Annotated in this window: 21 protein-coding genes, 1 pseudogene and 1 riboswitch; of the genes and pseudogenes, 10 read left to right on the forward strand and 12 right to left on the reverse strand. The window is 62.8% G+C overall.

Annotated elements, in window-relative coordinates:
• The first annotated feature begins 5 nt into the window (after positions 1-5).
• Entirely contained in the window at positions 6-908 is a 903-nt protein-coding gene (locus tag C4K39_RS19040; protein ID WP_103325372.1) for a transporter substrate-binding domain-containing protein, read from the forward strand.
• Positions 909-992: 84 nt separating this feature from the next.
• On the opposite strand, the gene C4K39_RS19045 is transcribed toward C4K39_RS19040, so the two are convergent.
• Positions 993-1712 (reverse strand): 16S rRNA (uracil(1498)-N(3))-methyltransferase, encoded by a 720-nt coding sequence (locus C4K39_RS19045; protein WP_068576710.1) that lies wholly within the window; start codon positions 1710-1712, stop codon positions 993-995.
• A gap of 73 nt (positions 1713-1785) precedes the next feature.
• Positions 1786-3192, reverse strand: a complete 1407-nt coding sequence (locus C4K39_RS19050; protein ID WP_068576712.1) for an adenosylmethionine--8-amino-7-oxononanoate transaminase — start codon at positions 3190-3192, stop codon at positions 1786-1788.
• Positions 3193-3495: 303 nt separating this feature from the next.
• Between C4K39_RS19050 and C4K39_RS19055 the strand changes: the two genes are divergently transcribed.
• Positions 3496-4047, forward strand: a complete 552-nt coding sequence (locus C4K39_RS19055; RefSeq protein WP_068576713.1) for a cytochrome b — start codon at positions 3496-3498, stop codon at positions 4045-4047.
• A gap of 32 nt (positions 4048-4079) precedes the next feature.
• Positions 4080-4676 carry a YceI family protein gene (locus C4K39_RS19060; RefSeq protein WP_031320659.1) on the forward strand — a complete coding sequence of 199 codons (597 nt, stop codon included), beginning with the start codon at positions 4080-4082 and terminating at the stop codon, positions 4674-4676.
• Between the two features lie 182 nt (positions 4677-4858).
• On the opposite strand, the gene rhlE2 is transcribed toward C4K39_RS19060, so the two are convergent.
• The 4 genes from rhlE2 to ahcY form a co-directional block, all read right to left on the reverse strand.
• A complete protein-coding gene (gene rhlE2, locus C4K39_RS19065) occupies positions 4859-6727 on the reverse strand; it encodes an RNA helicase RhlE2 (RefSeq protein WP_068576716.1) in 1869 nt (622 codons plus the stop codon).
• Between the two features lie 224 nt (positions 6728-6951).
• On the reverse strand, positions 6952-7767 hold the full coding sequence (locus C4K39_RS19070; protein ID WP_124347184.1) for a substrate-binding periplasmic protein: 816 nt from the start codon (positions 7765-7767) through the stop codon (positions 6952-6954).
• A 120-nt stretch (positions 7768-7887) separates the two neighbouring features.
• Complete coding sequence (gene metF / locus C4K39_RS19075; protein WP_068576719.1) at positions 7888-8733, reverse strand: methylenetetrahydrofolate reductase [NAD(P)H]; 846 nt, start codon at positions 8731-8733, stop codon at positions 7888-7890.
• A gap of 189 nt (positions 8734-8922) precedes the next feature.
• Positions 8923-10332: an adenosylhomocysteinase gene (gene ahcY, locus C4K39_RS19080; RefSeq protein ID WP_068576721.1), complete on the reverse strand. Its 1410-nt coding sequence runs from the start codon at positions 10330-10332 to the stop codon at positions 8923-8925.
• 21 nt (positions 10333-10353) lie between these two features.
• A riboswitch (S-adenosyl-L-homocysteine riboswitch) is annotated at positions 10354-10460 on the reverse strand.
• A gap of 199 nt (positions 10461-10659) precedes the next feature.
• Here ahcY and C4K39_RS19085 point away from each other — a divergent pair.
• Positions 10660-11064, forward strand: a complete 405-nt coding sequence (locus C4K39_RS19085; protein WP_068576722.1) for an acyl-CoA thioesterase — start codon at positions 10660-10662, stop codon at positions 11062-11064.
• 54 nt (positions 11065-11118) lie between these two features.
• Here C4K39_RS19085 and C4K39_RS19090 read toward each other — a convergent pair whose 3' ends face one another.
• Entirely contained in the window at positions 11119-12378 is a 1260-nt protein-coding gene (locus C4K39_RS19090; protein WP_068576723.1) for a cation:proton antiporter, read from the reverse strand.
• Positions 12379-12694: 316 nt separating this feature from the next.
• Between C4K39_RS19090 and C4K39_RS19095 the strand changes: the two genes are divergently transcribed.
• Together C4K39_RS19095 and C4K39_RS19100 are read left to right on the forward strand one after the other, a co-directional pair.
• The gene (locus tag C4K39_RS19095; RefSeq protein WP_068576728.1) at positions 12695-13528 is read left to right on the forward strand and encodes an EamA family transporter; all 834 of its coding nucleotides are present in this window, start codon (positions 12695-12697) and stop codon (positions 13526-13528) included.
• Positions 13529-13563: 35 nt separating this feature from the next.
• Positions 13564-13947: an MAPEG family protein gene (locus tag C4K39_RS19100; RefSeq protein WP_068576730.1), complete on the forward strand. Its 384-nt coding sequence runs from the start codon at positions 13564-13566 to the stop codon at positions 13945-13947.
• A gap of 50 nt (positions 13948-13997) precedes the next feature.
• Here C4K39_RS19100 and mltA read toward each other — a convergent pair whose 3' ends face one another.
• A complete protein-coding gene (mltA, locus tag C4K39_RS19105) occupies positions 13998-15182 on the reverse strand; it encodes a murein transglycosylase A (RefSeq protein ID WP_124347185.1) in 1185 nt (394 codons plus the stop codon).
• A 130-nt stretch (positions 15183-15312) separates the two neighbouring features.
• Between mltA and C4K39_RS19110 the strand changes: the two genes are divergently transcribed.
• Positions 15313-15762, forward strand: coding sequence for a c-type cytochrome (locus tag C4K39_RS19110; RefSeq protein WP_068576734.1), 450 nt, complete (start codon positions 15313-15315; stop codon positions 15760-15762).
• 70 nt (positions 15763-15832) lie between these two features.
• Here the strand turns inward: C4K39_RS19110 and C4K39_RS19115 are convergent, their stop codons facing one another.
• From C4K39_RS19115 to C4K39_RS19130, 4 genes are all read right to left on the reverse strand, one after another.
• The gene (locus C4K39_RS19115; RefSeq protein ID WP_068576736.1) at positions 15833-16228 is read right to left on the reverse strand and encodes a DUF1090 domain-containing protein; all 396 of its coding nucleotides are present in this window, start codon (positions 16226-16228) and stop codon (positions 15833-15835) included.
• 118 nt (positions 16229-16346) lie between these two features.
• Positions 16347-18014, reverse strand: a complete 1668-nt coding sequence (gene ligB / locus C4K39_RS19120) for an NAD-dependent DNA ligase LigB (RefSeq protein WP_124347186.1) — start codon at positions 18012-18014, stop codon at positions 16347-16349.
• Between the two features lie 220 nt (positions 18015-18234).
• Positions 18235-19425 (reverse strand): methionine adenosyltransferase, encoded by a 1191-nt coding sequence (gene metK, locus C4K39_RS19125; RefSeq protein ID WP_068576739.1) that lies wholly within the window; start codon positions 19423-19425, stop codon positions 18235-18237.
• Between the two features lie 18 nt (positions 19426-19443).
• Entirely contained in the window at positions 19444-20439 is a 996-nt protein-coding gene (locus C4K39_RS19130; protein ID WP_124347187.1) for an ArsR/SmtB family transcription factor, read from the reverse strand.
• Positions 20440-20699: 260 nt separating this feature from the next.
• Here C4K39_RS19130 and tkt point away from each other — a divergent pair, with 260 nt between their 5' ends.
• The 3 genes and pseudogenes from tkt (at position 20700) to C4K39_RS19145 (ending at position 25089) form a co-directional block, all read left to right on the forward strand.
• Positions 20700-22697: a transketolase gene (tkt, locus tag C4K39_RS19135; RefSeq protein ID WP_124347188.1), complete on the forward strand. Its 1998-nt coding sequence runs from the start codon at positions 20700-20702 to the stop codon at positions 22695-22697.
• A 147-nt stretch (positions 22698-22844) separates the two neighbouring features.
• The gene (gene epd, locus C4K39_RS19140; RefSeq protein WP_068576746.1) at positions 22845-23909 is read left to right on the forward strand and encodes an erythrose-4-phosphate dehydrogenase; all 1065 of its coding nucleotides are present in this window, start codon (positions 22845-22847) and stop codon (positions 23907-23909) included.
• A gap of 17 nt (positions 23910-23926) precedes the next feature.
• Positions 23927-25089 (forward strand): annotated as a pseudogene (locus tag C4K39_RS19145) (phosphoglycerate kinase).
• The last annotated feature ends 5 nt before the right edge of the window (positions 25090-25094 follow it).

Consider the following 25094-nt stretch of genomic DNA (forward strand, 5'->3'; position numbering starts at 1 on the left):
TAACAATGCACAAGATCACGTTGCTCGGCTGCACCCTGGGCCTGCTGTTCAGCGCCATGGCCCAGGCCAACGAGGCACCCCTGGAGGGGACCCTGGCCAAGATCGCCAACAGCGCCAGTATTACCCTGGGTTATCGCGATGCCTCGGTGCCGTTCTCCTACGTGGGGGACAACAGCGGCAAGCCCATGGGTTATTCCGTGGAGCTGGCGGGCAAGGTGGTGGAGCGCATCCAGCAGCAGCTGCAGCTGCCCAAGCTGGCGGTGAAGTACAACCTGGTGACCTCCCAGACCCGCATCCCGCTGGTGCAGAACGGCACCGTGGACCTGGAGTGCGGCTCCACCGGGGTGACGGCCGAGCGCCAGAAGCAGGTGGCCTTCTCCTATGGCTTCATCTACGTCAAGGGCCAGTTGCTGACCGCCAAGGACAGCGGGATCAAGAGCTTTGCCGACCTGCGGGGCAAGAACGTGGTGACCACAGCCGGCACCACCAACGAGCGCTTTCTCAAGAGCTACAACGTCGAGCACAAGATCGACATGTTCGTGATCAGCGCCAAGGACCACGGCGAAGCCTTCCAGATGCTCCAGTCGGGGCGGGCGGCGGCGTTCTACATGGACGATGCGCTGCTTTATGGCGAGCGGGCCAAGGCCCGTGATCCGCACAATTGGATCGTGGTGGGCGAGGAGCAGTCGCGGGAGATCTACAGCTGCATGGTGCGCAAGGACGACCCGCAGTTCCTGGCCCTGGTCAACACCGCCCTGGCGGACCTGTATCGCTCCGGCGAGATCAACGGGATCTACCAGCGCTGGTTCGAGCAGCCGATCCCGCCCAAGGGGCTGAACCTGGAGTTCCCCATGACCAGCGAGCTGAAGGCGATCATCGCCAAGCCCACCAGCGATCCGGTGCAGTAACGCCGTCCCGCGGCCTGCCGGCTGTTGTAGGAGCCAGGCTTGCCGGCGATGGGCGCCACGGTGTGTCAGGCAAAGGCGGTGGGGTTAGAAGTCGCCCCAGAGCTGCTGGGCCACGGCCAGGGCTACCACAGGCGCGGTTTCCGTACGCAGTACCCGTGGACCCAGGCGCGCCGGCAGGAAACCGGTGCCCTGGGCCTGTTCGACTTCGGCGTCGGACAGGCCGCCCTCGGGGCCGATCAGGAAGGCCAGGGTCCCTGGGCGGGCGTGGCTTTCCAGTGGCTGGGCCACCGGGTGCAGTACCAGCTTGAGGTCGGCGGCGGTCTGCTTGAGCCAGTCCGCCAGCAACAGTGGCGGGTGGATCACCGGGACCTTGGAACGCCCGCATTGCTCGCAAGCGCTGATGGCCACCTGGCGCCAATGCAGCAGGCGCTTGTCGGCCCGTTCATCCTTGAGGCGCACCTCGCAGCGTTCGCTGAAGATCGGGGTGATCTGGTCGACACCCAGCTCGGTGGCTTTCTGGATCGCCCAATCCATGCGTTCGCCACGGGACAGGCCCTGGCCCAGGTGGATATGCAGCGGCGACTCGGGCTGGCCGGCGAAGCTCTCGTCGAGGCTGATCCGCACGCGCTTCTTGCCCACCTCCACCAGGGTGCCGCGAAATTCCTGCCCCGAACCGTCGAACACCTGCAACGCATCGCCCTCGGCCATGCGCAGCACCCGTGCGATGTAGTGGGCCTGGGCTTCGGGCAGCTCGTGCTCGCCAAGGCTCAGGGGGGTGTCGATAAAGAAGCGGGACAATCTCATCTGCGGTCTCTGTTGAAGTCGGATCGATGGGGTGTGCGGGTGCGTGGCCTGTGCGACCACGCTCGGGCGGGCCTCAGCCCGGGTCGCGAAAGCCCGGGTGGAAGTCCTTGGGCACCGCCATGCTGACGCTGTCCCGGGTGGCGATGTCGATGCCTTCGCTGGCTACTTCGGCGAGGAAGTCGATCTGCTCCGGGGTGATCACATAGGGCGGCAGGAAGTACACCACGCTGCCCAGCGGGCGCAGCAGGGCACCACGGCTCAGGGCGTGTTCGAAGACCTTCAGGCCACGGCGTTCCTGCCAGGGGTAGGCGGCCTTGCTGGCCTTGTCCTGGACCATCTCGATGGCCAGCGCCATGCCGGTCTGGCGGATCTCGGCGACGTGGGCGTGGTCGGCCAGGTGCGCGGTGGCGCTGGCCATGCGCGCAGCCAGGGCCTGGTTGGCCTGGATCACGTTGTCCTGTTCGAAGATATCCAGGGTCGCCAGCGCCGCAGCACAGGCCAGCGGGTTGCCGGTGTAGCTGTGGGAGTGGAGGAAGGCCCGCAGGGTCGGGTAGTCGTCGTAGAACGCCTGGTACACCTTGTTGGTGGTCAGGCAGGCGGCCAGGGGCAGGTAGCCGCCGGTCAGGGCCTTGGACAGGCACAGGAAGTCCGGACGGATGCCGGCCTGCTCGCAGGCGAACATCGTGCCGGTGCGGCCGAAGCCCACGGCGATCTCGTCATGGATCAGGTGCACGTCGTAGCGATCGCAGGCCTCGCGCAGCAGCTTGAGGTACACCGGGTGGTACATGCGCATGCCGCCGGCGCCCTGGATCAGCGGCTCGACGATCACTGCCGAGATCGTCTCGTGGTGTTCGGCCAGGGTCTGTTCCATGGCGGCGAACATGTTGCGTGAGTGTTCTTCCCAGCCCATGCCTTCGGGGCGGTGGTAGCAGTCGGGGCTGGGCACCTTGATGGTGTCCAGCAGCAGGGCCTTGTAGGTCTCGGTGAACAGCGGCACGTCGCCCACCGACATGGCGGCGATAGTCTCGCCGTGGTAGCTGTTGGTCAGGGTGACGAAGCGCTTCTTCGCCGGTTTGCCGGTGTTCTGCCAGTAGTGGAAGCTCATCTTCAGCGCCACTTCGATGCACGACGAGCCGTTGTCGGCATAGAACACCCGGTCCAGTCCGGCAGGGGTCATGGCCACCAGGCGCTCGGACAGCTCGATCGCCGGCTGATGGCTGAAGCCCGCCAGGATCACGTGTTCGAGTTGGTCGACCTGGTCCTTGATGCGTTGGTTGATGCGCGGGTTGGCGTGGCCGAACACGTTGACCCACCAGGAGCTGACGGCGTCCAGGTAGCGTTTGCCCTCGAAATCTTCCAGCCAGACGCCTTCGCCACGCCGGATCGGGATCAACGGCAGTTGTTCGTGGTCTTTCATCTGGGTGCAGGGATGCCACAACACCGCGAGGTCGCGTTGCATCCACTGGTTATTCAGGCCCATGTACAGTCTCCTGGAGGCGCTCGCGAAAAACGCGGGCAAACGATCGGGCAAGCCTATGCAATGCATGGCCGTGGGACAACCTGTTGTGCGAGGTGGTGCACTCGAGCAAAGACGCAGGCAAAAGGGGACAAGGCACTGGAAGAGGAGGTGGCCGGCAAGGCACGTGGGGGGCTTAATCTTTACTTAACTCGCTCAGTCCAGACTATCGATCGTTTTTCTCGATATTTCAAAGCGAAAATTTCCGCTTTAATTCGATAGGTAAATCGCTAGTCTTGGTCAGCGTTTCTTACAGGATGCAAGTCAATGCAGTTACGTAATTCTTCTTCGCGCTACGGCTGGGTCAGCATTGTGCTGCACTGGGGCGTTGCCCTGGCGGTGTTCGGGTTGTTTGCCCTGGGCCTGTGGATGGTCGGCCTCGACTACTACAGCACCTGGCGCAAAGACGCACCGGACCTGCACAAGAGCATTGGCCTGACACTGTTTGCAATCATGTTGTTGCGGGTGTTGTGGCGGTTGGTCAGCCCACCGCCACCGGCACCGGCCAATCATGGACCTCTGACGCGCCTGGGGGCCAAGCTGGGACATGCGTTCCTGTACCTGGGCCTGTTCGCGGTGATGATCGCCGGCTACCTGATCTCCACTGCCGACGGCGTGGGTATCCCGGTGTTCGGCTTGTTCGAAATTCCTGCCCTGGTATCCGGACTACCGGACCAGGCAGATGTAGCAGGTGTGGTGCATTTGTACCTGGCCTGGGTGCTGGTAGTCTTTGCCGGCATCCATGGACTGGCTGCCTTGAAGCACCACTTTATCGATCGTGATGCGACCCTGACTCGTATGCTGGGCCGCAAAGCCTGATGTTCAACCTTGACTCGAAAGGAATAGAAAGCATGTTGAAAAAGACTCTCGCCGCTCTGGCAATCGGATCTGCTGTATTGGCGGCCGGTCAAGTGATGGCAGCGGACTACGTAATCGACAAGGAAGGCCAGCACGCCTTCGTCGACTTCAAGATCAGCCACCTGGGCTACAGCTTCATCACCGGTACCTTCAAGGACCTGGACGGCAAGTTCAGCTTCGACGCGGCCAAGCCTGAAGACGCCAAGATCGAAGTCAACGTGCGCACCGCCAGCGTGTTCACCAACCACGCCGAGCGCGACAAGCACATCACCAGCAAGGACTTCCTGGACGCTGGCAAGTTTGCCGACGCCAAGTTCGTCTCCACCAGCGTCAAGCCAACCGGCAAGAACGCCGATGGCAAGCTGACCGCTGACGTAGCCGGCGACCTGACCCTGCACGGCGTGACCAAGCCTGTAGTGGTCAAGGCCACCTTCCTGGGTGAAGGCAAGGATCCATGGGGCGGCTACCGCGCTGGCTTCGAAGGCACCACCAGCATCAATCGCCAGGACTTCGGCAAGATGATGGACCTGGGCCCGGCGTCCAACAACGTCGACCTGTACATCACCTTCGAAGGTGTGAAAGCCAAGTAATGCTTCGCCTGTAGCCGCTGCTGCAGGCTGTTGCCATTGGCGCGCTCGCACCCATGGCACGCACAAGAAAACGCCCCCGGCCCAAAACCGGGGGCGTTTTTTATCGCCTGGCCGTAGTTTCCCGTACACCAGCAAAAACGCCCCGGATCTCACGATCCGGGGCGTTTTGCATTGCAGCTCGCTTAGCGGTTACGCGTCAGCAGCGCTGGTTTTTCGCCCCGTGGGCGGCTTGGCAGCTGGTCGAGCTGTTCAGGCGTCGGGAAGCGATCGACCTTGGACTCCTTGTGCATGATCTTCGGCTGGACGCTCCGAGGGTTCTGCACCGCTGGCTCCTGGCGGCCCTGGTCGTCACGGCCACGACGGTTACGCGATTCGTCGCGACGGCCTTGGCCATCACGGGAAGCGCCACTGCGCGGGCCGTTGCGTTTGGCCGGCGTGCCGCCGTTGCTGTTGCTGGCACTACCACCGCCACCACCATTGCGCGGGTTGCCACTGCGACCCTGGCCACCACCACGGGGGGCATTGCCTCCGGCGCCCTGGCCCTGGCTCGGGGCACCGGGACGACGGCCGCGGCCTTGCTGGTTGCCCTTGTTCTGGTAGGGGCTGACGTAGTCGGCGCGGTTGCCGAAGTTGTCCACGTCGTCGTCGAGGAATTCGTCCGGTGCCCGGTCAGGGCGAGGAGTCGGCTGGCGCTGCTCGCGCGAAGCGGCATTCTCGCGAGGCTTCTGCTCGCGGGGCTGGCGTTCGCCGCGGGCTGGTTTGTCTTTACCGCCCTTGTCCTTGCCCTTGTCCTTGCGGCCACCGCCGCCACCGTTCGGGTTATCGCCACGAGGGGCGCGGGCGCTGCGCGAATTACGGGTGTCCGGACGCTCGCGCACTTCCGGCTTCTCGGCTTCCACCGCGCTGGCATCGAAGCCCATCAGGTCGCCGTCGGCGATCTTCTGCTTGGTCATGCGCTCGATGCTCTTGAGCAGCTTCTCTTCGTCCGGGGCCACCAGCGAGATGGCTTCGCCCGAACGACCGGCCCGGCCAGTACGGCCGATACGGTGGACGTAGTCTTCATCGACGTTGGGCAGTTCGAAGTTGACCACGTGGGGCAGTTGGTCGATATCCAGGCCGCGGGCGGCGATATCGGTGGCCACCAGGATCCGCACTTCGCCAGCCTTGAAGTCGGCCAGGGCCTTGGTGCGGGCGTTCTGGCTCTTGTTGCCGTGGATCGCCATGGCGCTCAGGCCATGCTTGTCCAGGTACTCGGCCAGGCGGTTGGCGCCGTGCTTGGTACGGGTGAACACCAGGACCTGTTCCCAGGCACCAGCGGTGATCAGGTGTGCCAGCAGTGCCCGCTTGTGGCTGGCCGGCAAGCGGAAGACCCGCTGCTCGATCCGCTCTACCGTGGTGTTCGGCGGCGTGACTTCGATCCGCTCCGGGTCATGCAGCAGCTTGCTGGCCAGGTCCGTGATGTCCTTGGAGAAGGTCGCGGAGAACAGCAGGTTCTGGCGCTTGGCCGGGAGGCGGGCAAGGACCTTCTTGACGTCATGGACGAAGCCCATGTCGAGCATGCGGTCGGCTTCGTCCAGGACCAGGATTTCCACGTGGGACAGGTCGATGCTGCCCTGGCCTGCCAGGTCCAGCAGGCGGCCGGGGCACGCCACCAGCACGTCGACGCCACGGGCCATGGCCTGGACCTGCGGGTTCATGCCGACACCACCAAAGATGCAGGCACTGACGAACTTCAGGTCGCGGGCGTACAGCTTGAAGCTGTCATGCACCTGCGCGGCCAGTTCGCGGGTCGGGGTCAGGACCAGGACGCGGGGTTGGCGTGGGCCATGGCGCTGGGATTTGTCCGGATGACCGTTGGGAAACAGCCGCTCCAGGATCGGGAGGGCGAAACCGCCGGTTTTACCAGTACCTGTCTGTGCCGCAACCATCAGATCGCGACCTTGCAACACGGCGGGAATGGCCCGCTGTTGCACCGGAGTAGGCTGGGTATAGCCGGCTGCTTCGATAGCGCCGACTAAAGCCTCGGAGAGACCGAGGGAAGCAAAGGACATGAGTAATCCTGTTTTAGTGAGGGCTTGGCCCAAAGGGATAATCTTGCCTGGCGCGAATGGCGTTCAAGAGGACGCAATCCCGTCCGGTCCTGCTGGCCTGAAGAGCCATCCACCAAAGGCTCGCGCGGGGCCGGCTGGCTGCGCCGTAGCGTGGTGGAGATGCCTTGAACAGGGTCCAGCGTCCGGGCGTGAGCCTGGCGGGAGGCCGGAGTATAGCAGAGCATTTAGTGTCCGCTGCTTTCCTGCTGCTCAACGGTTTTTCCCGACTCGCGAGTCGAAGACGATCTGACCGGTGGCAATACGGGTTCCGCCCCGTACTTGGCACTCAATTCAGCGTAGGCCGGTTCGCGCTTGAACCGCTTGAGTTCGGCGCCAAAGCGTTGCACCAGCAGATCCATGCCAGCGTTGCGGCGTACAGCCAGGTATTGGTTCTGACGGCTGATGACCAGCGGATTCTGGCTGATCTGGTCGCGGATGCCCAGGGTGTCCAATAGGTGTTGGCCAACCCGCCGGTCGGTGATCAGCAGGTCGATCCGCCCCAGCAGCAACTTGCCGAAGTTGGCCTCGTGGGTTGGTGCAGGTTCACGATTGAACAGGGTGGAGTTGCTGAAGTCGTCGCTGTACAGGTAGCCGGGCGAGGTGCCGATGGTCAGGCCTTTGAGTTCCTTGAGTTGCTTGAACGGATGCGGATACCGGTTGGCGTAGAACATCACGAATTCGACTTCGGACAGCGCTTCGCTGGGGTAGAGCAGGGTGCTGTCGCGCTGGTCGCTGTGGAAAATGTCCAGGGCGCCGTCGGCCTGGCCGGTCTCCAGCATCGCCAGGCAGCGTTTCCAGGGCAGGAACTGCCATTCCACCTCGATGCCCAGGCGCTGGAAGACAATGGCGGTGGTTTCGTAGTCCAGCCCCAGGGTCTTGCCGTTTTCCTCATAGACATAAGGGGCCCAGGGTTCGGTGACGATGCGCAGCTTCTCGCCATGGGCGGTAAGGCTCAGGCAAGCGCAGAGTAGGGCTGTCAGCAATTGGGCGATAACGGACATTGCTGGAGAGTACGCCGAGAGATCATGCAAATGCTAGGGGCGGTTCCAGGCGCTCTAGAGCAGGCCTGGCACCAATGAAAAGGCCCCTGTTCACACTGGGGCCTCATCGGGTATTGCGGGTCAGCGTGGCAGCTTCAGGTTGTTCCAGATCGCCAGGCTCGGATCAGCCTGGTTCAGGGTGTAGAAGTGCAACCCTGGTGCGCCACCTTGCAGCAGGCGCTCGCACATTTCGCTGATGGCTTGCTCGCCAAACGCCTGGATGCTGGCGCTGTCGTCACCGTAGGCCTCCAGTTGCTTGCGGATCCAGCGGGGGATCTCGGCGCCGCAGGCGTCGGAGAAACGCGCCAGCTTGCTGTAGTTGGTGATCGGCATGATGCCCGGCACGATCGGGATGTTAACCCCCATCTTCTGTACACGATCGACGAAGTAGAAGTAGCTGTCGGCGTTGAAGAAGTACTGGGTGATCGCGCTGTCGGCACCGGCGTTGGCCTTGCGCACGAAATTTTGCAGGTCGTCCTCGAAATTGCGGGCCTGCGGGTGCATTTCCGGGTAGGCCGCGACTTCGATATGGAAGTGACTGCCGGTCTCTTCGCGAATGAACGCCACCAGGTCGTTGGCGTGGCGCAGCTCGCCGCTGGCCATGCCCATGCCCGAAGGCAGGTCGCCGCGCAGGGCTACGATGCGCTTGATGCCGGCCGCCTGGTATTGCTGCAGCAGGCCGCGCAGGTCGTCCTTGCTGTCGCCGACACAGGACAGGTGTGGTGCCGAGGGGACTTTTACTTCGCTCTCCAGCTGCAGCACGGTATTGACCGTACGATCGCGAGTCGAGCCGCCGGCACCGTAGGTGCAGGAGAAGAAGTCAGGATTGCAGCTGGCCAGCTGGCGGGCAGTGGCGAGCAGTTTTTCATGTCCAGCATCGGTCTTGGTGGGGAAGAACTCGAAGCTGTAGCGACGGTCTTGGGACATGGAGGGAACCTCCAGCTACAAGCTGCAAGCTGCGAGCGGCAAGAGAAGCGGAGGTGCGCTCGTCTCTTGTGCCTGGAGCCTGGAGCCTGACACTGTTTTGGCAAATTGGGGCGAAGCCGCGGGCTTCGTGCGGCAAGGTCGGCTTTTGGCCTTTACTTGCCGCTTGAAGCTCAAAGCTTGCAGCTGCTCTTAGTACCGGTAAGCGTGCGGCTTGAACGGGCCTTCGACGGTTACGCCGATGTAGTCGGCCTGTTGCTTGGTCAGCTGAGTGACCACGCCACCGAAGCCGCGGACCATTTCCAGGGCCACTTCTTCGTCGAGCTTCTTGGGCAGCACTTCAACAGTCAGGCGCTCGGCTTTCTGGGCTGGCGACAGGTCGGCGTACTTCTGGCCGAACAGGAAGATCTGGGCCAGGACCTGGTTGGCGAACGAACCGTCCATGATGCGGCTTGGGTGGCCGGTGGCGTTACCCAGGTTCACCAGGCGGCCTTCGGCCAGCAGGATCAGATAGTCATCGTTCTGTGGGTCGAAATCGCCGTGGCCGGTACGGTGGATCTTGTGTACCTGCGGCTTCACTTCTTCCCATGCCCAGTTCTTGCGCATGAAAGCGGTGTCGATCTCGTTGTCGAAGTGACCGATGTTGCAGACAACGGCGCGCTTCTTCAGGGCCTTGAGCATGTTCGCGTCGCAAACATTGACGTTACCGGTGGTGGTCACGATCAGGTCGATCTTGCCCAGCAGGTCTTTGTTGATGCTCGCTTCGGTACCGTTGTTGATACCGTCGATGAACGGCGAGACCAGCTCGAAACCGTCCATACAGGCTTGCATGGCGCAGATCGGGTCGACTTCGGTGACCTTGACGATCATGCCTTCCTGGCGCAGGGACTGGGCCGAGCCCTTGCCCACGTCACCGTAGCCGATCACCAGGGCTTGCTTGCCGGACAGCAGGTGGTCGGTACCACGCTTGATGGCGTCGTTCAGGCTGTGACGGCAGCCGTACTTGTTGTCGTTCTTGCTCTTGGTCACCGAGTCGTTGACGTTGATCGCAGGAACCTTCAGCTCGCCCTTGGCCAGCATGTCCAGCAGGCGGTGCACGCCGGTGGTGGTTTCTTCGGTCACGCCGTGGACGCGTTCCAGGACGGCAGGGTATTTCTTGTGCAGCAGCTCGGTCAGGTCGCCGCCGTCGTCGAGGATCATGTTGGCGTCCCAAGGCTTGCCGTCCTTGAGGATGGTCTGCTCCAGGCACCACTCGTACTCTTGCTCGGTCTCGCCTTTCCAGGCGAAGACCGGGATACCGGCGGCGGCGATGGAGGCAGCGGCCTGGTCCTGGGTCGAGAAGATGTTGCAGGACGACCAGCGAACCTCGGCACCCAGGGCAACCAGGGTCTCGATCAGCACGGCGGTCTGGATAGTCATGTGGATGCAGCCGAGGATTTTCGCACCCTTGAGCGGCTGTTCAGCCAGGTACTTGCGACGCAGACCCATCAGGGCCGGCATTTCCGACTCGGCGATGATGGTTTCGCGGCGGCCCCAGGCAGCCAGGGAAATGTCGGCGACTTTGTAATCGGTAAAATCTGCAGGCGTGTTGACAGCGCTCATGAAGAGCCTCCATTCGTAATGTGCGAATGGGCGCCGTTGTGCGTTTAGTGTCCGTACGGGAAGTCCCGTGCCGACAACGCCCCATCCGAGCCTGACAGGCCGAGCCTGCTGCAGCGCCCCTCGGACAGGTGGCGGGAAAACGGTATCAAGGGTAGATGACCGTTTCGAAACGGTGGCGATTATAGCTGGCTGGGCCAGACTTCCCAAAGTGTTTCTGCGGCCTGGATGAAGTTCCTCAATCGAGACCATAGTCGAGGTTGCATAGAGCACGGCTGCCCGGTCTGCCATCATGCCGGGCATCAAATGGCAGGACGGTCAGGAGTGAACATGAATTTCCACACCCGCAAGTGGGTAAAACCCGAAGACCTCAACCCCAACGGCACGCTGTTCGGCGGCAGCCTGCTGCGCTGGATCGACGAAGAGGCGGCGATCTACGCCATCGTCCAGCTGGGCAACCAGCGCGTGGTCACCAAGTACATTTCGGAAATCAACTTCGTCAGCGCCTCGCGCCAGGGCGACATCATCGAACTGGGCATCACCGCCACCGAGTTCGGTCGGACCTCCATCACCCTGACGTGCGAAGTGCGCAACAAGATCACCCGCAAGTCGATCCTCACGGTGGAGAAGATGGTCTTCGTCAACCTGGGGGAAGATGGTTTGCCGGCGCCCCATGGTCGTACCGAGATCAAGTACGTCAAGGACCAGTTCAAGGACGACGCCCCCGTCGCCTGACGCCTCTTGCCCATGCGCGGCGGGCCCGCTCGCCCGCTACGCATGGACCATCGGTCAGTGGGTTTCGGCCTGTGCCTTCGGCGCGTCGCTGGTGACATGGCGTACCAGCTTGCCGATGGTCAGGCCCTGCAGCAGGATCGACGACAGCACCACGATGTAGGTGATGCTCAGCACCAAATCGCGCTCCGGGCCGGCAGGCAATGCCAGGGCCAGGGCCACCGAGACGCCGCCGCGCAGGCCACCCCAGGTCAGCACGCGGATGGTGCCGCGGGGTACGCTGCGCCAGCGGCGCAACAGCAGGATCGCCGGGGCCACGGTAAGCAGGCGCGAGGCGATGATGGCCACTGCCAGCAGGCTGGCAGCCGCCAGGTGCAGCCAGTTGAATGGCAGCAGCAACAGCTCAAGGCCGATCAGTGCGAACAACAGCGCATTGAGCATGTCGTCCAGCAATTCCCAGAAACCATCCAGGTAGCGCCGGGTCATGTCGTTCATTGCCAGGTTGCGTCCCAGGTTGCCGATGATCAGGCCGGCTACCACCATCGCGATGGGCGCCGAGACATGGATCTCGCTGGCCATGGCCGACCCACCGATCACCAGGGCCAGGGTCAGCATCACCTCGATCTGGTGCTGCTCGATGCTCTTGATCATCAGGTACACCAGGTAGCCGATCAGGCCGCCGAACAGTACGCCGCCAATGGCTTCATGCACGAACAACCAGGCGGTGGCGCCTACGGTGGGGGTTTCGCCCAGTTGCGCGATGCCCAGCAGCACGGTGAAGACCACCACCGCCGTACCGTCGTTGAACAGCGATTCGCCAACGATGGTGGTCTTCAGCGGCTTGGAAGCGTTAGCGGTACGCAGTACCCCAAGGACCGCGATCGGGTCGGTGGGGGAAATCAGCGCGCCGAACAGCAGGCAGTAGAGGAAACTCACGTGCCAGCCGAACAGGCCGAAGACCCAGTAGGCCAGGCTGCCGATGACGAACGTGGCGATCAGCACCCCGACAGTCGCCAGCAGGCCGATGGGCCAGCGATAGCTGCGCAGGTCGTTGAGGTTGACGTGCAAGGCGCCGGCGAACAGCAGGAACGACAGCATCCAGTTCATCAGCAGGTCGCCGAAGTCGATCTTGCCGATCAACTCCTCGATGTGTTCCTCGAGGCCGGGATAGCCAAGGAAGGTCAGGCCCTGCAATAGCAGGGAAAAAAGTAGTGCGGTGACCATTACGCCGATGGTCGGCGGCAGGCCGATAAAGCGGAAATTGACGTACGTCAGCAGCGTCGTCAGGCAGATGAAGGCAGCGACAAGTTCAAGCATCCGGACTCCTTTGGATGATCACAGGAAAAACAGCCTGAAGTCTTTCAGGCCAAGGGTTTGATGTCCCGGTGCCTGAGAGGGGCACAGTTGGCTGCGGCGAGAAGGCCTCGCTACAAGGCATTGGCGTTCAATCGACACATTGACCGCAGCCAGGCCGCGACGTTGCAGGTGCGTCAAGAAAAGTCGCGGCACAAGGCCATGCTGACGAACCTGGCAGTAGCGTTGCCAAAAGAACAATAGTCCGTGCACCCGGGTCCGGGGGCATGCGAGGATCCCAGGCTTTCGGTGATCGCGCCCAGGACAGAGAGGGAGTGGGGTGTTGGCGACGACTCTGGTCTTGATAGCAGCATTGCTGCATGCCACATGGAACACCCTGATCAAGTTCAGTGGTGAACGTGTGCTGGTGGTGGCCTGCATGGATTGCGTGGCGCTGCTGTTCGTGGCGGTCATGGTGCTGTTCATGCAGTGGCCGCCCATGGAGATCTGGCCCTGGATCCTGGCTTCCGCAGCCTTCGAGCTCCTGTATCGCTATCTGTTGATCCAGGCGTACCGAGTAGGCGACCTGGGCCTGGTCTATCCGCTGATGCGCGGGCTTTCACCCTTGGTGGTGCTGGCGCTGACCCTGGTTTTTGCCGGCGAGGAACTGAGTACCCAGCAGATACTCGGCATCCTGTTGATTCCCTTCGGCATGCTTTGCCTGCTCTGGCAGGGTGGTGGCGGTGCACGCTTGCCCTGGAGCATGTTGCCGGTGGTGGCGCTGATTGGCCTGTGTATCGGTTGCTACACCTATATCGACGGCCAGGCCCTGCGTCGCTGGTCCCGTCCGCTGGATTACCTGGCCTGGGTCACGCTGCTCAGTGCCTGGCCTTTTCCCCTGGTGGCGGTGGTCTGGAAGCGTCCGGCCTTTGTCCTGTTCTGGCGTGAGCAATGGCGGCTGGGGCTGAGCGTCGGCCTCTGTGTGCTATTGAGCTACGCTCTGGTGCTTTGGGCCATGCAGTTGGGCTCCATTGCCGAAGCCGCTGCGTTGCGTGAGGTCAGTGTGATTTTGGTGGTGCTGTTCGGCATGCGCTACCTGAAGGAACCCTTCGGCCGGCCCAGGCTATTGGCTTGTGGCCTGGTGCTGATCGGCATGTTGGTGATGAAGCTGTAGACACTTCCTAAAAACTCTAAAAAAGGATTTGCGCAATGACTGTCGCGTTCTGGTGTGTATTGATCGCCATTTTCCTGCCTTACCTGGGGACGGCCGTCGCCAAGGGTACTGGCCGTTATGGACTGCGGGACAACCATGACCCCCGTGACTTCCTGGACGGCCTGGAAGGCGTCGCAAGGCGTGCGAATGCCGCGCAGCTCAACAGCTTCGAGGTGACTCCGGCGTTTGCTGCCGCAGTACTCGTGGCCCATGTGGCGGGCAATGCCCAGCTGGTGACGATCAACGTGCTGGCGGTGCTGTTCATCACCAGTCGCCTGCTGTACATCATCTGCTACCTGGCAGACTGGGCCGTGCTGCGTTCCCTGGTGTGGTTCGTGGGCATGGGGCTGATCGCCAGCTTCTTCTTCGTCTCGGTGTGAGTCAGGCCCGGCCTGCCGATCGCGTTGTCGGCAGGCCGGTTATCCTGGCGTCATGGAGCGTTGGCGACTTCCGGTACCTGGGGCAGCGGCATGCCCTTGGGCCAGAGCATCCAGATCTGGCCTGGCTGCTTCATGTCGCCGGCCAGTTGCCCGGCCGCATCGCCGGTGCCCCAGAACAGGTCGGCGCGCACCTCGCCGGTGATCGCACCGCCGGTGTCCTGGGCGGCTACCGGGCGTACCAGGCTACTGCCGTCGGGGCGGGTGGTGGACAACCACAACAGGCTGCCCAGGGGAATCACCTTGCGGTCCACGGCGACGCTGTAGCCCGAGGTCAGGGGGACGTTCAGCGACCCCCGTGGCCCCTCGTTGCTGTCCGGGTTGCGGTTGAAGAACACATAGCTCGGGTTGCTCCCCAGCAACTCGGGAATCCGCGCCGGATGGGCCTTGGCCCAGGCGGCGATGGTACCCATGGTCACGTCTTCTTTCTTCAGCTCGCCCTGGTCCACCAGCCAGCGACCGATCGGGCGGTAGGGGTGGCCGTTCTGGTCGGCATAGCCGATCCGCAGCTGGCGACCGTCAGCCAGCTGGATGCGCCCGGAGCCCTGGACTTGCAGGAACTGCAGGTCCATGGGGTCGGTCAGCCAAGCGATGACCGGTGCCTTGACGCCCTTGCTCTCGATGCTCGCGGCATCGTCATAGGGCTTGAGTACCCGACCTTCGAGACGACCGCGCAGGCGCTTGCCCTTGAGTTCGGGGTAGATGCTGTCCAGGGCAACGACGATCATGTCGTCCGGCACGCCATAGACCGGCACGTTGGCCACCTGGGTCTGGGTCAGGCTGCCGGGATACACCGGCTCGTAGTAGCCGGTGATCAAGCCTGTGGTGCTCCCGCTTCCGGAGCGCAGGCCGTAGACCTGCAGGTGCTCCTTGAGAAAGCCACGGATCGCTTCTGGGGTCTGCGCTACGTTGGTCGCTGCGGCGCAGGTCGCGCCCCAGACCTGATCGGCCTTGAGCCGGGTGCAGGCGCTGCGCCAGGAACCGAAGCCGGCCAGCAGGTCGTTGTCGGCAACCTCCGGCAGTGATTCCCAGGGCGCGCTGTTATAGGTTGCCAGTGCATGGGTCTGCGGTTGCGCCGGTGGCTGGTCGCTGCCGCCACCATTGCACCCGGCAAGCAGCGCCAGGGCCGGAATGGTCAAGAGCCAGTGGCGGCGCCAGTGGGAAAAGCTCGGGTTCATGCTGTGTTTCCTTCGGGGAAAGGCCCACGCCTGTGGCGGGGGACAAACCATATTGTTAATAGGGCTATTGGTCTTTATCCGGGAGGCGAGGATACTGGCCGCCGTTCCCGTGACCTGACCTGAAGCCACCATGACGTTAAAAAGACTCTCTGTTGTATTGCTGGCCTGCCTGACGCTTTCCGCCTGTGGCGGTGTCGATCCCAACTCCCCCTTGGGTCAGCGCAAGGCAATCTTCAAGCAGATGCTCAAGACCGGCGAGGACCTGGGAGGCATGCTCCGCGGGCGCATTGCATTCGATGGTGCGCGTTTCGCCGAGGGTGCCGTGAAGCTGGACAGCCTGTCCCATGAGCCCTGGAAGCATTTCCCTGCGGTCAAGGAAGAGGACCACACCAGCGCCACTGATGATGTCTGGCGTCGGCAGGCACGGTTCCAGGAATTGGCCCGCACCCTGGAGGCGGCCACCGGTGAGCTGGTGACGGTCAGCCAGGTCCAGCCCTACAAGGCCAGCAACCTGGGGCCGGCAGTACAGAAGGTCGAGGATGCCTGCAGTGCCTGTCATAAGGAGTTCCGCAATCACTGACCGCAGGTCTCGGTGCAAGGGCCGCGATGGGGCCTTGCACTGGCAGCCTGCGTGGCCACGATCAACTCGATTACTTGTCCAGTTCCTCCAGGGCTTGCTGCAGTTCCTTGCGTGACTCGGCGAGCTTGTCCTTGCGCTTGTTGATCTTCTCCGAGTCGCCTTTCTTCATGGCCTTTTCCAGGTCTGCCTGACGTCGGCTGACTTCGTGCTTGGCATCCAGGACCTTGTTTTCCCGTTCTTTTTTCAGCGAGGCATCGGTGCAGTGGGTCGTGACCTCGTCCAGGGCACGCTCCAGGCCAGCCTGCTGCTCGCTATTGCCGTGGGCCTTGGCCTGTTCGATCTGGGCCGAAATGGCCTGGCGCTTGGCCGCGCAGCCGGTCAACTCCGGGGTTTGCTCCGCAGCCAGCAAGGGGGCGCTCATCAGGCAGAACAAGCTCAAGGCGGCAAGCGATGAGAAAACTTTCATTGAAGGCTCCAGGTAAAGATGATCAAAAAATAACCAATTGAAAATACTGGGTTCATGCCGGAATGAGTTGTTGGAGCTCATTCCTGGCTGGGCGGTTCAACAGGCCCGGGATGACAGGTTAAAAACCTTCGACTCCTGCAGTGTTCAGTACGGCACGCAAGGCCAGCACTTGAGGGGCGCGAAAGAACGCCTCCAGTTGTGCGGCCCGATGTGCGCCAACCATGGCTTCGCCTTGCCAATCCTGGCGACTCTTGAGCGCCAGTTCCGACCATGGGCGACTCAGGTCGGCGGAGCCGCTGGGCGGTAGGCCCAGGGCCTTCAACCAGCGGGCGAAGGGTCTTTGTCTTGCGCTGGCCAGGCTTTCGAGCAGGCGAGTGCCACTGCGTTCACCGAAGCCGGCCATGTTAACAAGCTCTGCCTGATCGAGGGTCAACCAATCCAGCAGGCCCTTGATACGTCCTGTTTCCACGAGCCTGGCCCAGGTCTGTTCGCTGATATTGGGCAAATCAAGGCCATGCTTGCCGCTGAGCCAGCCTAGGCGCGCCAGGAACTGGCTCTCGCAGCCGGCAGAGGGATGCCAGCAGCTCAAGGCATGGAAGTCTTCCTGGGCGGGGACCTGGACCGCCTGGCGCTGCGTGCTCCTGAGCATCACGGCGTCCAGTCGCGGGATGGTCAGCCCAGCGAGACTGATCGCGACCTGATCGCCAGGCGCGATGTCCAGGGTGCGCCAGCGTTGCAGCGAGCCTACGCTGACCCGGCGGATCTGCCGGTCATCCAGGGTCACCGGTTCGATCTCCAGTACCGGGGTAATGCGCCCGGTACGGCCAATCCTGAATTGCACCTGGCGCACGCTGGCCAGCGCTTGGGCATAGGGGTATTTCCAGGCGGCGATCCAATGAGGTGCCCGAGGCTGCCAGCGTTCGGCTGGCGGGCGCCGGCTCTGGCGCAGGATGATGCCGTCGCTGGCGAAGGGAAGGGGGGAGCGGTACCAATGCTCGCGCCACTGTCGGGCCTCGCCGAATCCGTCGATGGGCCGGCTGTACTCGCGCCCTTCGGGAAACCCCAGGCTTGCCAGGCGTTCCAGGCGCTCTTCCTGGGTATCGGGGCCTTGTGGCCAATCCCAGACGAACAGGCCGACTTGTGCCGCCTCCGCGCTCGACAGGTGCTTGCGTGCCATCCAGCCCGCTATCTGGCTGCGTGCGTTGCGGCTCCCGCTGCGTTCTTGCACATGATCATCCAGGCGCTGATACAGCTCTGCCTGCAGGACCAGGTCCCGGGGGGCGGGCAAGCGTTGGGGAATGGCCGGGATCCGTCGTGCCGCAGTGCTCCAGTCGTGGCCGTAGAGGCCATCGCCCCGGCTCAGCATCTGCTGGAGCCGGCCTTGGCGGTAGATCAGGGTCACGGCGACACCGTCGATCTTCGGTTGTACCCAGACATCCTTGCGTGGCTTGAGCCAGAGCTGGACGGCATTGGCGTCGGGTAGCTTTTCCACCCCGGTATGGGCAATGGGATGGGCCATGCTGCCCCGGGCGCTGGCCAGGGGCGACCCCTGGGCCAGGGGCACGCCAGGGAAGCAGCGCCGCAAGGCCTCCAGGCGCTGGCGTGATTGGTCGTACAGCTCGTCGGCTACCAACGACAGGCCATCACGGTGATAGCTGATATCCCAATGCTGGAGCTGTTGGCGCAGGGCCGCTATTTCCCGCTCAGCCTGCGGTACTGGCCAATCAGGGCAGCGGGCCTGGGCCAGTGTCGATAGGAAGATCAGCAGCAGGAGTATGGTCGGCATGGCGAGCGTCCTTGCCCGGAGTGGTCATGCCTGAAGGTTAGGTGGCTGCGCAAAGGGCATCGCCAGCAGGTGTTTGCGGGGTGTTTCATCACTCTGGTGCGAGAGGGTTTTGCCCAGGTGGTCCCGTATTGGCCGGGGTTTCAAAGCCGATAGGGAAATCTGTGGCAACAAAAAGCCCCGCCGGGCGAGCCGGGCGGGGCTTGGGTGTCGCGTTGGGAGATTACAGGCCGGCTGCGGCGCGCAGGGCCTCGGCGCGGTCGGTCTTTTCCCAGGTGAAGGTGGTGAAGGTGTCTTCGCCCACGGTCTTGGTCTGCGGAGCGCGGCCGAAGTGACCGTAGGCTGCAGTCTCCTGGTACATCGGGTGCAGCAGGTCGAGCATGGTGGTGATCGCGTAAGGGCGCAGGTCGAAGTGCTCGCGTACCAGCTTGATGATCTTGTCATCGCTGATCTTGCCGGTGCCGAAGGTGTTCAGCGAGATCGAAGTCGGCTGGGCGACGCCGATGGCGTAGGACACCTGGATCTCGCAACGCTCGGCCAGGCCGGCAGCGACGATGTTCTTGGCCACGTAGCGACCGGCATAGGCTGCCGAACGGTCGACCTTGGATGGGTCCTTGCCGGAGAACGCGCCACCGCCGTGACGGGCCATGCCGCCGTAGCTGTCGACGATGATCTTGCGGCCGGTCAGGCCGCAGTCGCCCACTGGGCCACCGATGATGAACTGGCCGGTCGGGTTGATGTGGAACTGGGTGTCCTTGTGCAGCAGCTCGGCTGGCAGCACGTGCTTGACGATCAGTTCCATGACGCCTTCGCGCAGGTCGCTATAGGAAACTTCCGGGTTGTGCTGGGTCGACAGCACGACCGCGTCGATGCCCACCACGATGCCGTTTTCATAGCGGCAGGTGACCTGGGACTTGGCGTCCGGACGCAGCCATGGCAGCAGGCCCGACTTGCGAGCGTCGGCCTGGCGTTGCACCAGCTGGTGGGAGAAAGCGATCGGTGCTGGCATCAGCGCCGCGGTTTCATTGCTGGCATAGCCGAACATCAGGCCCTGGTCGCCAGCGCCCTGGTCTTCAGGCTTGGCGCGATCGACCCCCTGGTTGATGTCGGGGGACTGCTTGCCAATGATGTTCATCACACCGCAAGTGGCGCCGTCGAAGCCGACATCGGAGCTGGTGTAGCCGATGTCGCAGATGACGTCGCGAACGATCTGCTCCAGGTCGACCCAGGCACTGGTGGTGACTTCACCCGCGACGATGGCGACGCCGGTCTTGACCAGGGTCTCGACCGCTACACGGGCGTGCTTGTCCTGGGCAATGATGGCGTCCAGTACCGCATCGGAAATCTGGTCGGCGATTTTATCCGGATGCCCTTCGGACACGGACTCGGAGGTGAAAAGGGAGTATTCGCTCATCTCGACGGTTTCCTAAATTTACCGATGGTGAGTGTTGCCAGCCGGTCGCTGAAAATGACGGACCTGGATCTGGAAACCATTACGTAAGCCCACATAGAGGCTGTCCCCGGGAGTCAGTCCCGCAGCGGTGGCCCAACGGGCCAGATCATCTTGTTCGAACCCTAGCCAGAGATCACCACAGGCCTCTCTGGCCCAACTCTGATTGTGGCTGCACAAGTCTGTCACCAGCAGGCTGCCGCCTGCTTGCAGCAATTGCGCCATCTGCTTGAGGGCTTCGGCTGGCGCGGCGAAGTGGTGCAGGACCATGTTCAGCACGACGCAGTCGGCCTTGAGCTGCACACCCTTCAATGCATCGGCCAATTGCAGATTGACGTTAGCCAGTGTTTCGCGTTCGCACAGCTGGCGTGCCAGTTCCAGCATCGCCGGGCTGTTGTCCAGGGCAGTCACCTGGGCAAAGCGCCGAGCCAGGTCGGGGAGGAAGCCGCCGTCGCCGGGGCCGACCTCGATGGCCGTGGCCGAGGGCTTGAAGCCCAGTTTGTCCAGCAAGGCCAGGACGCTCTCGCGATACTGGGGCAGTCCCGCGATCAGGTCCTGCTGGGCGCGGAATTTCTCCGCTACCCGGGAAAAGAAATCTTCACTGGCGGCGGCCCGCTGCCCATGCACCAGGCCGATCCGTGACTGGACGTCGGTCGGTAGCGGCAATTGGTCGACTTCATCCAACAGCGCTGAATGCAGCCTGCCACCCAGCAGTTCGGTGTGGGGCAGGGCACGGCGATAGAAAATCGCATTGCCTTCGCGGCGGGTGGCCACCAGGCCGGCCTGGGCCAGGACCTTCAGGTGATGGCTCATGCCCGACTGGCCGGTGGCGAAAATCTGCGCCAGTTCCAGCACGCCGAATGAATCGTTGCTCAGGGCACGCAATACATTGAGACGTAAGGGATCGCCGCCAGCCTTGCACAAGGCTGCCAGGTCATCGCAATCGTCTTGGCCAATGGAGGGTGCGTGCAGGTTCATGGAAACGCAGTCTAGTGATGCCCGAAACAGCCTGCAAGGCCAATATCAAAAAGTTTTGATATTGCAGCGCTCGGTGCCCATGCCAGAGCAGCGGGACACTTTTATAGGCCGTGCTGTCAGGGTTTGGCCGGTCGCTGGCGCCAATGTCCGTGGGAAAAACGCTGCTGAGTGACTATCTGTGATTGCCCCCGCCTGGCGCCTGAGGGAAAATGCAGGCCTTTTTTCCGTTTTGTTTTCACTCAATCTCCAGGAGATCAGCGATGCCAAGCCGTCGTGAGCGTGCCAACGCCATTCGTGCCCTCAGCATGGATGCCGTGCAAAAAGCCAACAGCGGCCATCCAGGTGCCCCCATGGGCATGGCGGATATCGCCGAAGTACTTTGGCGTGACTACCTCAAGCACAACCCGAGCAATCCATCCTTTGCCGACCGCGACCGTTTCGTACTGTCCAATGGCCACGGCTCGATGTTGATCTACTCGCTGCTGCACCTGACCGGCTACGATCTTTCGATCGATGACCTGAAGAATTTCCGCCAACTGCACAGCCGTACCCCGGGCCACCCGGAATTCGGCTACACCCCGGGTGTGGAAACCACCACCGGCCCGCTGGGCCAGGGCCTGGCCAATGCCGTGGGCTTCGCCCTGGCGGAAAAAGTCCTGGCGGCGCAGTTCAACCGCCCTGGCCACAACATCGTCGACCACCACACCTATGTGTTCCTGGGTGATGGCTGCATGATGGAAGGCATTTCCCACGAAGTCGCTTCCCTGGCCGGCACCCTGGGCCTGGGCAAGCTGATCGCCTTCTACGATGACAACGGTATCTCCATCGACGGCGAAGTCGAAGGCTGGTTCACCGACGACACCCCCAAGCGCTTCGAAGCCTACAACTGGCAGGTGATCCGCAACGTCGATGGCCACGATCCGGAAGAGATCAAGACCGCCATCGAGACCGCTCGCAAGAGCCCGCTGCCGACCCTGATCTGCTGCAAGACCACCATCGGTTTCGGCTCGCCGAACAAGCAAGGCAAGGAAGATTGCCACGGCGCCCCGCTGGGCGCCGAGGAAATCGCCCTGACCCGCGAAGCCCTGAAGTGGAACCACGGTCCGTTCGAAATCCCTGCCGACATCTATGCCGAGTGGGACGCCAAGGAAACCGGTCGCGCTGTCGAAGCCGAGTGGGACCAGCGTTTCGCTGCCTACTCCGCCGCGTTCCCGACCGAAGCCAACGAACTGATCCGTCGCCTGAGCGGCGAGCTGCCGGCCGACTTCTCCGAGAAGGCCGATGCCTACATCGCTGAAGTCGCGGCCAAAGGCGAAACCATCGCCAGCCGTAAAGCCAGCCAGAACGCCCTGAACGCGTTCGGCCCGCTGCTGCCGGAAGTGCTGGGCGGTTCGGCTGACCTGGCCGGTTCCAACCTGACCCTGTGGAAAGGCTGCAAAGGCGTCAGCGCCGAAGACGCCAGCGGCAACTACATGTACTACGGCGTGCGCGAATTCGGCATGACCGCCATCATGAACGGCGTGGCCCTGCACGGTGGCCTGGTGCCTTACGGCGCGACCTTCCTGATGTTCATGGAGTACGCCCGCAACGCGGTGCGCATGTCGGCGCTGATGAAGCAACGCGTCATCCACGTCTACACCCACGACTCCATCGGCCTGGGCGAAGACGGCCCGACCCACCAGCCGATCGAGCAGCTGACCAGCCTGCGCAGCACCCCGAACCTCGATACCTGGCGTCCAGCCGACGCCGTGGAATCGGCGGTGTCCTGGAAGTACGCACTGGAGCGCAAGGACGGCCCATCGGCGCTGATCTTCTCTCGCCAGAACCTGCAGCACCAGGCTCGTGACAATGCCCAGATCGCTGCCATCAGCCGCGGTGGCTACGTGTTGAAGGACTGCGCAGGCGAGCCTGAACTGATCCTGATCGCCACGGGTTCGGAAGTGGGCCTGGCGGTACAAGCCTTCGACAAGCTGACCGAGCAAGGCCGCAAGGTGCGCGTGGTGTCCATGCCATGCACCAGCGTGTTCGACGCCCAGGACGCCGGCTACAAGCAATCGGTACTGCCGTTGCAGGTCGGTGCGCGGATCGCCATCGAAGCCGCCCATGCCGACTTCTGGTACAAGTACGTGGGCCTGGAAGGCCGCGTGATCGGCATGACCACCTATGGTGAGTCGGCCCCTGCGCCTGCGCTGTTCGAAGAGTTCGGCTTCACCCTGGAAAACATCCTGGGCCAGGCTGAAGAGCTGCTGGAAGACTAAGTCCGCTGGTTGCGTTGTCTGCTGTTCTTCTCGGGCAAGCCCCGCTCCTACAGATCACTGAGATCCTGTAGGAGCGGGGCTTGCCCGCGATTACAATCGAACAGTTAACGCTGCACTGATGGATTCACCCCGGTCATCGAGAACCCCATGCCTCAATCGCGTCGCTATAAAGTTGCACTCAACGGCTACGGCCGTATTGGTCGTTGCGTCTTGCGTGCTCTGTTCGAGCGAGGGGCCGCGGCAGGGTTCGAGATCGTGGCCATCAACGACCTGGCCGATATGGCCAGCGTCGAATACCTGACACGCTTCGACTCCACCCACGGCCGGTTTCCCGGCGAGGTGACGGTCGATGGCGATTGTCTGCATATCAATGGCAACTGCGTGAAAGTGCTGCGCAGTGCCACCCCCGAAGGCATCGATTGGGCGGCCCTGGACATCGACCTGGTGCTGGAGTGTTCCGGCGCCTATCACACCCGTGAGGACGGCCAGCGCTTCCTCGATGCTGGCGCGCCACGGGTGCTGTTTTCCCAGCCGATGGCCAGCGAGTCGGATGTCGACGCCACCATCGTCTACGGCGTGAACCAGGATTGCCTGAGCGGCGACGAGCTGCTGGTATCCAATGCCTCCTGTACCACCAACTGCGGTGTCCCGCTGTTGCGCCTGCTGGACCAGGCCATCGGCCTGGAATACGTGTCGATCACCACCATCCATTCGGCGATGAACGACCAGCCAGTGATCGATGCCTATCACCACGAGGACCTGCGCCGCACCCGTTCGGCGTTCCAGTCGGTGATCCCGGTATCCACAGGCCTGGCCCGTGGTATCGAACGACTGTTGCCGGAACTTGCCGGGCGGATTCAGGCCAAAGCCGTACGGGTGCCGACGGTCAACGTATCCTGCCTGGATATCACCATGCAGACGGTAAGCGATACCGACACCGCGGAGGTCAACCGGATCTTGCGCGAGGCCGCTACCAGCGGTCCGCTCAAGGGACTTTTGGCCTACACCGAGTTGCCGCACGCCAGCTGCGACTTCAATCATGACCCCCATTCGGCGATCGTCGATGCCAGTCAGACTCGCGTTTCCGGCCCCCGGCTGGTGAACATCCTGGCCTGGTTCGACAACGAATGGGGTTTTGCCAACCGGATGCTGGACGTTGCCGGACATTACCTGCAAATAGCCGCTCCACTCCCTGCTTCTAATATTCAGTAACCCAGGAATTGCGACCCATGACCGTGTTGAAGATGACCGACCTCGATCTGCAAGGTAAGCGCGTGCTGATCCGCGAAGACCTCAACGTCCCAGTCAAGGACGGTGTAGTCACCAGCGACGCGCGGATCCTGGCTTCGCTGCCGACCATCAAGCTGGCCCTGGAAAAAGGCGCGGCGGTGATGGTCTGCTCGCACCTGGGCCGTCCGACCGAAGGTGAGTTTTCGGCCGAGAACAGCCTCAAGCCGGTGGCTGACTACCTGAGCCGCGCCCTGGGCCGCGAAGTGCCGCTGGTGGCCGACTACCTGGGTGGTGTCGAGGTCAAGGCCGGCGACGTCGTGCTGTTCGAAAACGTGCGTTTCAACAAGGGCGAGAAAAAGAACGCCGACGAGCTGGCCCAGCAGTACGCTGCCCTGTGCGATGTGTTCGTGATGGATGCCTTCGGTACCGCGCACCGTGCCGAGGGTTCGACCCACGGCGTGGCCAAGTTCGCCAAGGTAGCGGCCGCGGGCCCGCTGCTGGCTGCCGAACTGGATGCCCTGGGCAAGGCCCTGGATACCCCGGCCCAGCCGATGGCGGCGATCGTCGCCGGCTCCAAGGTGTCCACCAAGCTGGACGTGCTCAACAGCCTGAGCGAGGTCTGCGACCAGCTGATCGTTGGGGGGGTATCGCCAACACTTTCCTGGCCGCCGCCGGCCACCCGGTGGGCAAGTCGCTGTACGAGCCTGACCTGCTGGACACCGCCCGCGCCATTGCCGCCAAGGTCAGCGTACCGCTGCCGGTGGACGTGGTAGTGGCCAAGGAGTTCGCCGAGACTGCCGCCGCCACCGTCAAGGCGATCGCCGACGTGGCGGCCGACGACATGATCCTGGACATCGGTCCGCAGACCGCGGCGCAGTTCGCCGAGTTGCTCAAGTCCTCCAGGACCATCCTCTGGAACGGTCCGGTGGGCGTGTTCGAGTTCGATCAGTTCGGCAACGGCACCAAGGTACTGGCCCAGGCCATCGCCGATAGCTCGGCGTTCTCCATCGCAGGTGGTGGCGACACCCTGGCCGCCATCGACAAGTACGGCGTTGCTCAGCAGATTTCCTACATTTCTACCGGTGGCGGCGCTTTCCTCGAGTTCGTCGAAGGCAAGGTCCTGCCGGCAGTCGAAGTCCTGGAAGCCCGGGCCAAGGCCTGAGCCTC

It is taken from the genome of Pseudomonas sessilinigenes, from assembly GCF_003850565.1.
GTDB classification, from domain to species: Bacteria; Pseudomonadota; Gammaproteobacteria; order Pseudomonadales; family Pseudomonadaceae; genus Aquipseudomonas; species Aquipseudomonas sessilinigenes.

What these genes read in the sequence shown, in the direction of transcription:
- C4K39_RS19040 (WP_103325372.1), top strand. Translation starts at nt 6, where the DNA reads ATGCACAAGATCACGTTGCTCGGCTGCACCCTGGGCCTGCTGTTCAGC.
- C4K39_RS19045 (WP_068576710.1), bottom strand. Translation starts at nt 1,712, where the DNA reads ATGAGATTGTCCCGCTTCTTTATCGACACCCCCCTGAGCCTTGGCGAG.
- C4K39_RS19050 (WP_068576712.1), bottom strand. Translation starts at nt 3,192, where the DNA reads ATGGGCCTGAATAACCAGTGGATGCAACGCGACCTCGCGGTGTTGTGG.
- C4K39_RS19055 (WP_068576713.1), top strand. Translation starts at nt 3,496, where the DNA reads ATGCAGTTACGTAATTCTTCTTCGCGCTACGGCTGGGTCAGCATTGTG.
- C4K39_RS19060 (WP_031320659.1), top strand. Translation starts at nt 4,080, where the DNA reads ATGTTGAAAAAGACTCTCGCCGCTCTGGCAATCGGATCTGCTGTATTG.
- rhlE2 (WP_068576716.1), bottom strand. Translation starts at nt 6,727, where the DNA reads ATGTCCTTTGCTTCCCTCGGTCTCTCCGAGGCTTTAGTCGGCGCTATC.
- C4K39_RS19070 (WP_124347184.1), bottom strand. Translation starts at nt 7,767, where the DNA reads ATGTCCGTTATCGCCCAATTGCTGACAGCCCTACTCTGCGCTTGCCTG.
- metF (WP_068576719.1), bottom strand. Translation starts at nt 8,733, where the DNA reads ATGTCCCAAGACCGTCGCTACAGCTTCGAGTTCTTCCCCACCAAGACC.
- ahcY (WP_068576721.1), bottom strand. Translation starts at nt 10,332, where the DNA reads ATGAGCGCTGTCAACACGCCTGCAGATTTTACCGATTACAAAGTCGCC.
- C4K39_RS19085 (WP_068576722.1), top strand. Translation starts at nt 10,660, where the DNA reads ATGAATTTCCACACCCGCAAGTGGGTAAAACCCGAAGACCTCAACCCC.
- C4K39_RS19090 (WP_068576723.1), bottom strand. Translation starts at nt 12,378, where the DNA reads ATGCTTGAACTTGTCGCTGCCTTCATCTGCCTGACGACGCTGCTGACG.
- C4K39_RS19100 (WP_068576730.1), top strand. Translation starts at nt 13,564, where the DNA reads ATGACTGTCGCGTTCTGGTGTGTATTGATCGCCATTTTCCTGCCTTAC.
- mltA (WP_124347185.1), bottom strand. Translation starts at nt 15,182, where the DNA reads ATGAACCCGAGCTTTTCCCACTGGCGCCGCCACTGGCTCTTGACCATT.
- C4K39_RS19110 (WP_068576734.1), top strand. Translation starts at nt 15,313, where the DNA reads ATGACGTTAAAAAGACTCTCTGTTGTATTGCTGGCCTGCCTGACGCTT.
- C4K39_RS19115 (WP_068576736.1), bottom strand. Translation starts at nt 16,228, where the DNA reads ATGAAAGTTTTCTCATCGCTTGCCGCCTTGAGCTTGTTCTGCCTGATG.
- ligB (WP_124347186.1), bottom strand. Translation starts at nt 18,014, where the DNA reads ATGCCGACCATACTCCTGCTGCTGATCTTCCTATCGACACTGGCCCAG.
- metK (WP_068576739.1), bottom strand. Translation starts at nt 19,425, where the DNA reads ATGAGCGAATACTCCCTTTTCACCTCCGAGTCCGTGTCCGAAGGGCAT.
- C4K39_RS19130 (WP_124347187.1), bottom strand. Translation starts at nt 20,439, where the DNA reads ATGAACCTGCACGCACCCTCCATTGGCCAAGACGATTGCGATGACCTG.
- tkt (WP_124347188.1), top strand. Translation starts at nt 20,700, where the DNA reads ATGCCAAGCCGTCGTGAGCGTGCCAACGCCATTCGTGCCCTCAGCATG.
- epd (WP_068576746.1), top strand. Translation starts at nt 22,845, where the DNA reads ATGCCTCAATCGCGTCGCTATAAAGTTGCACTCAACGGCTACGGCCGT.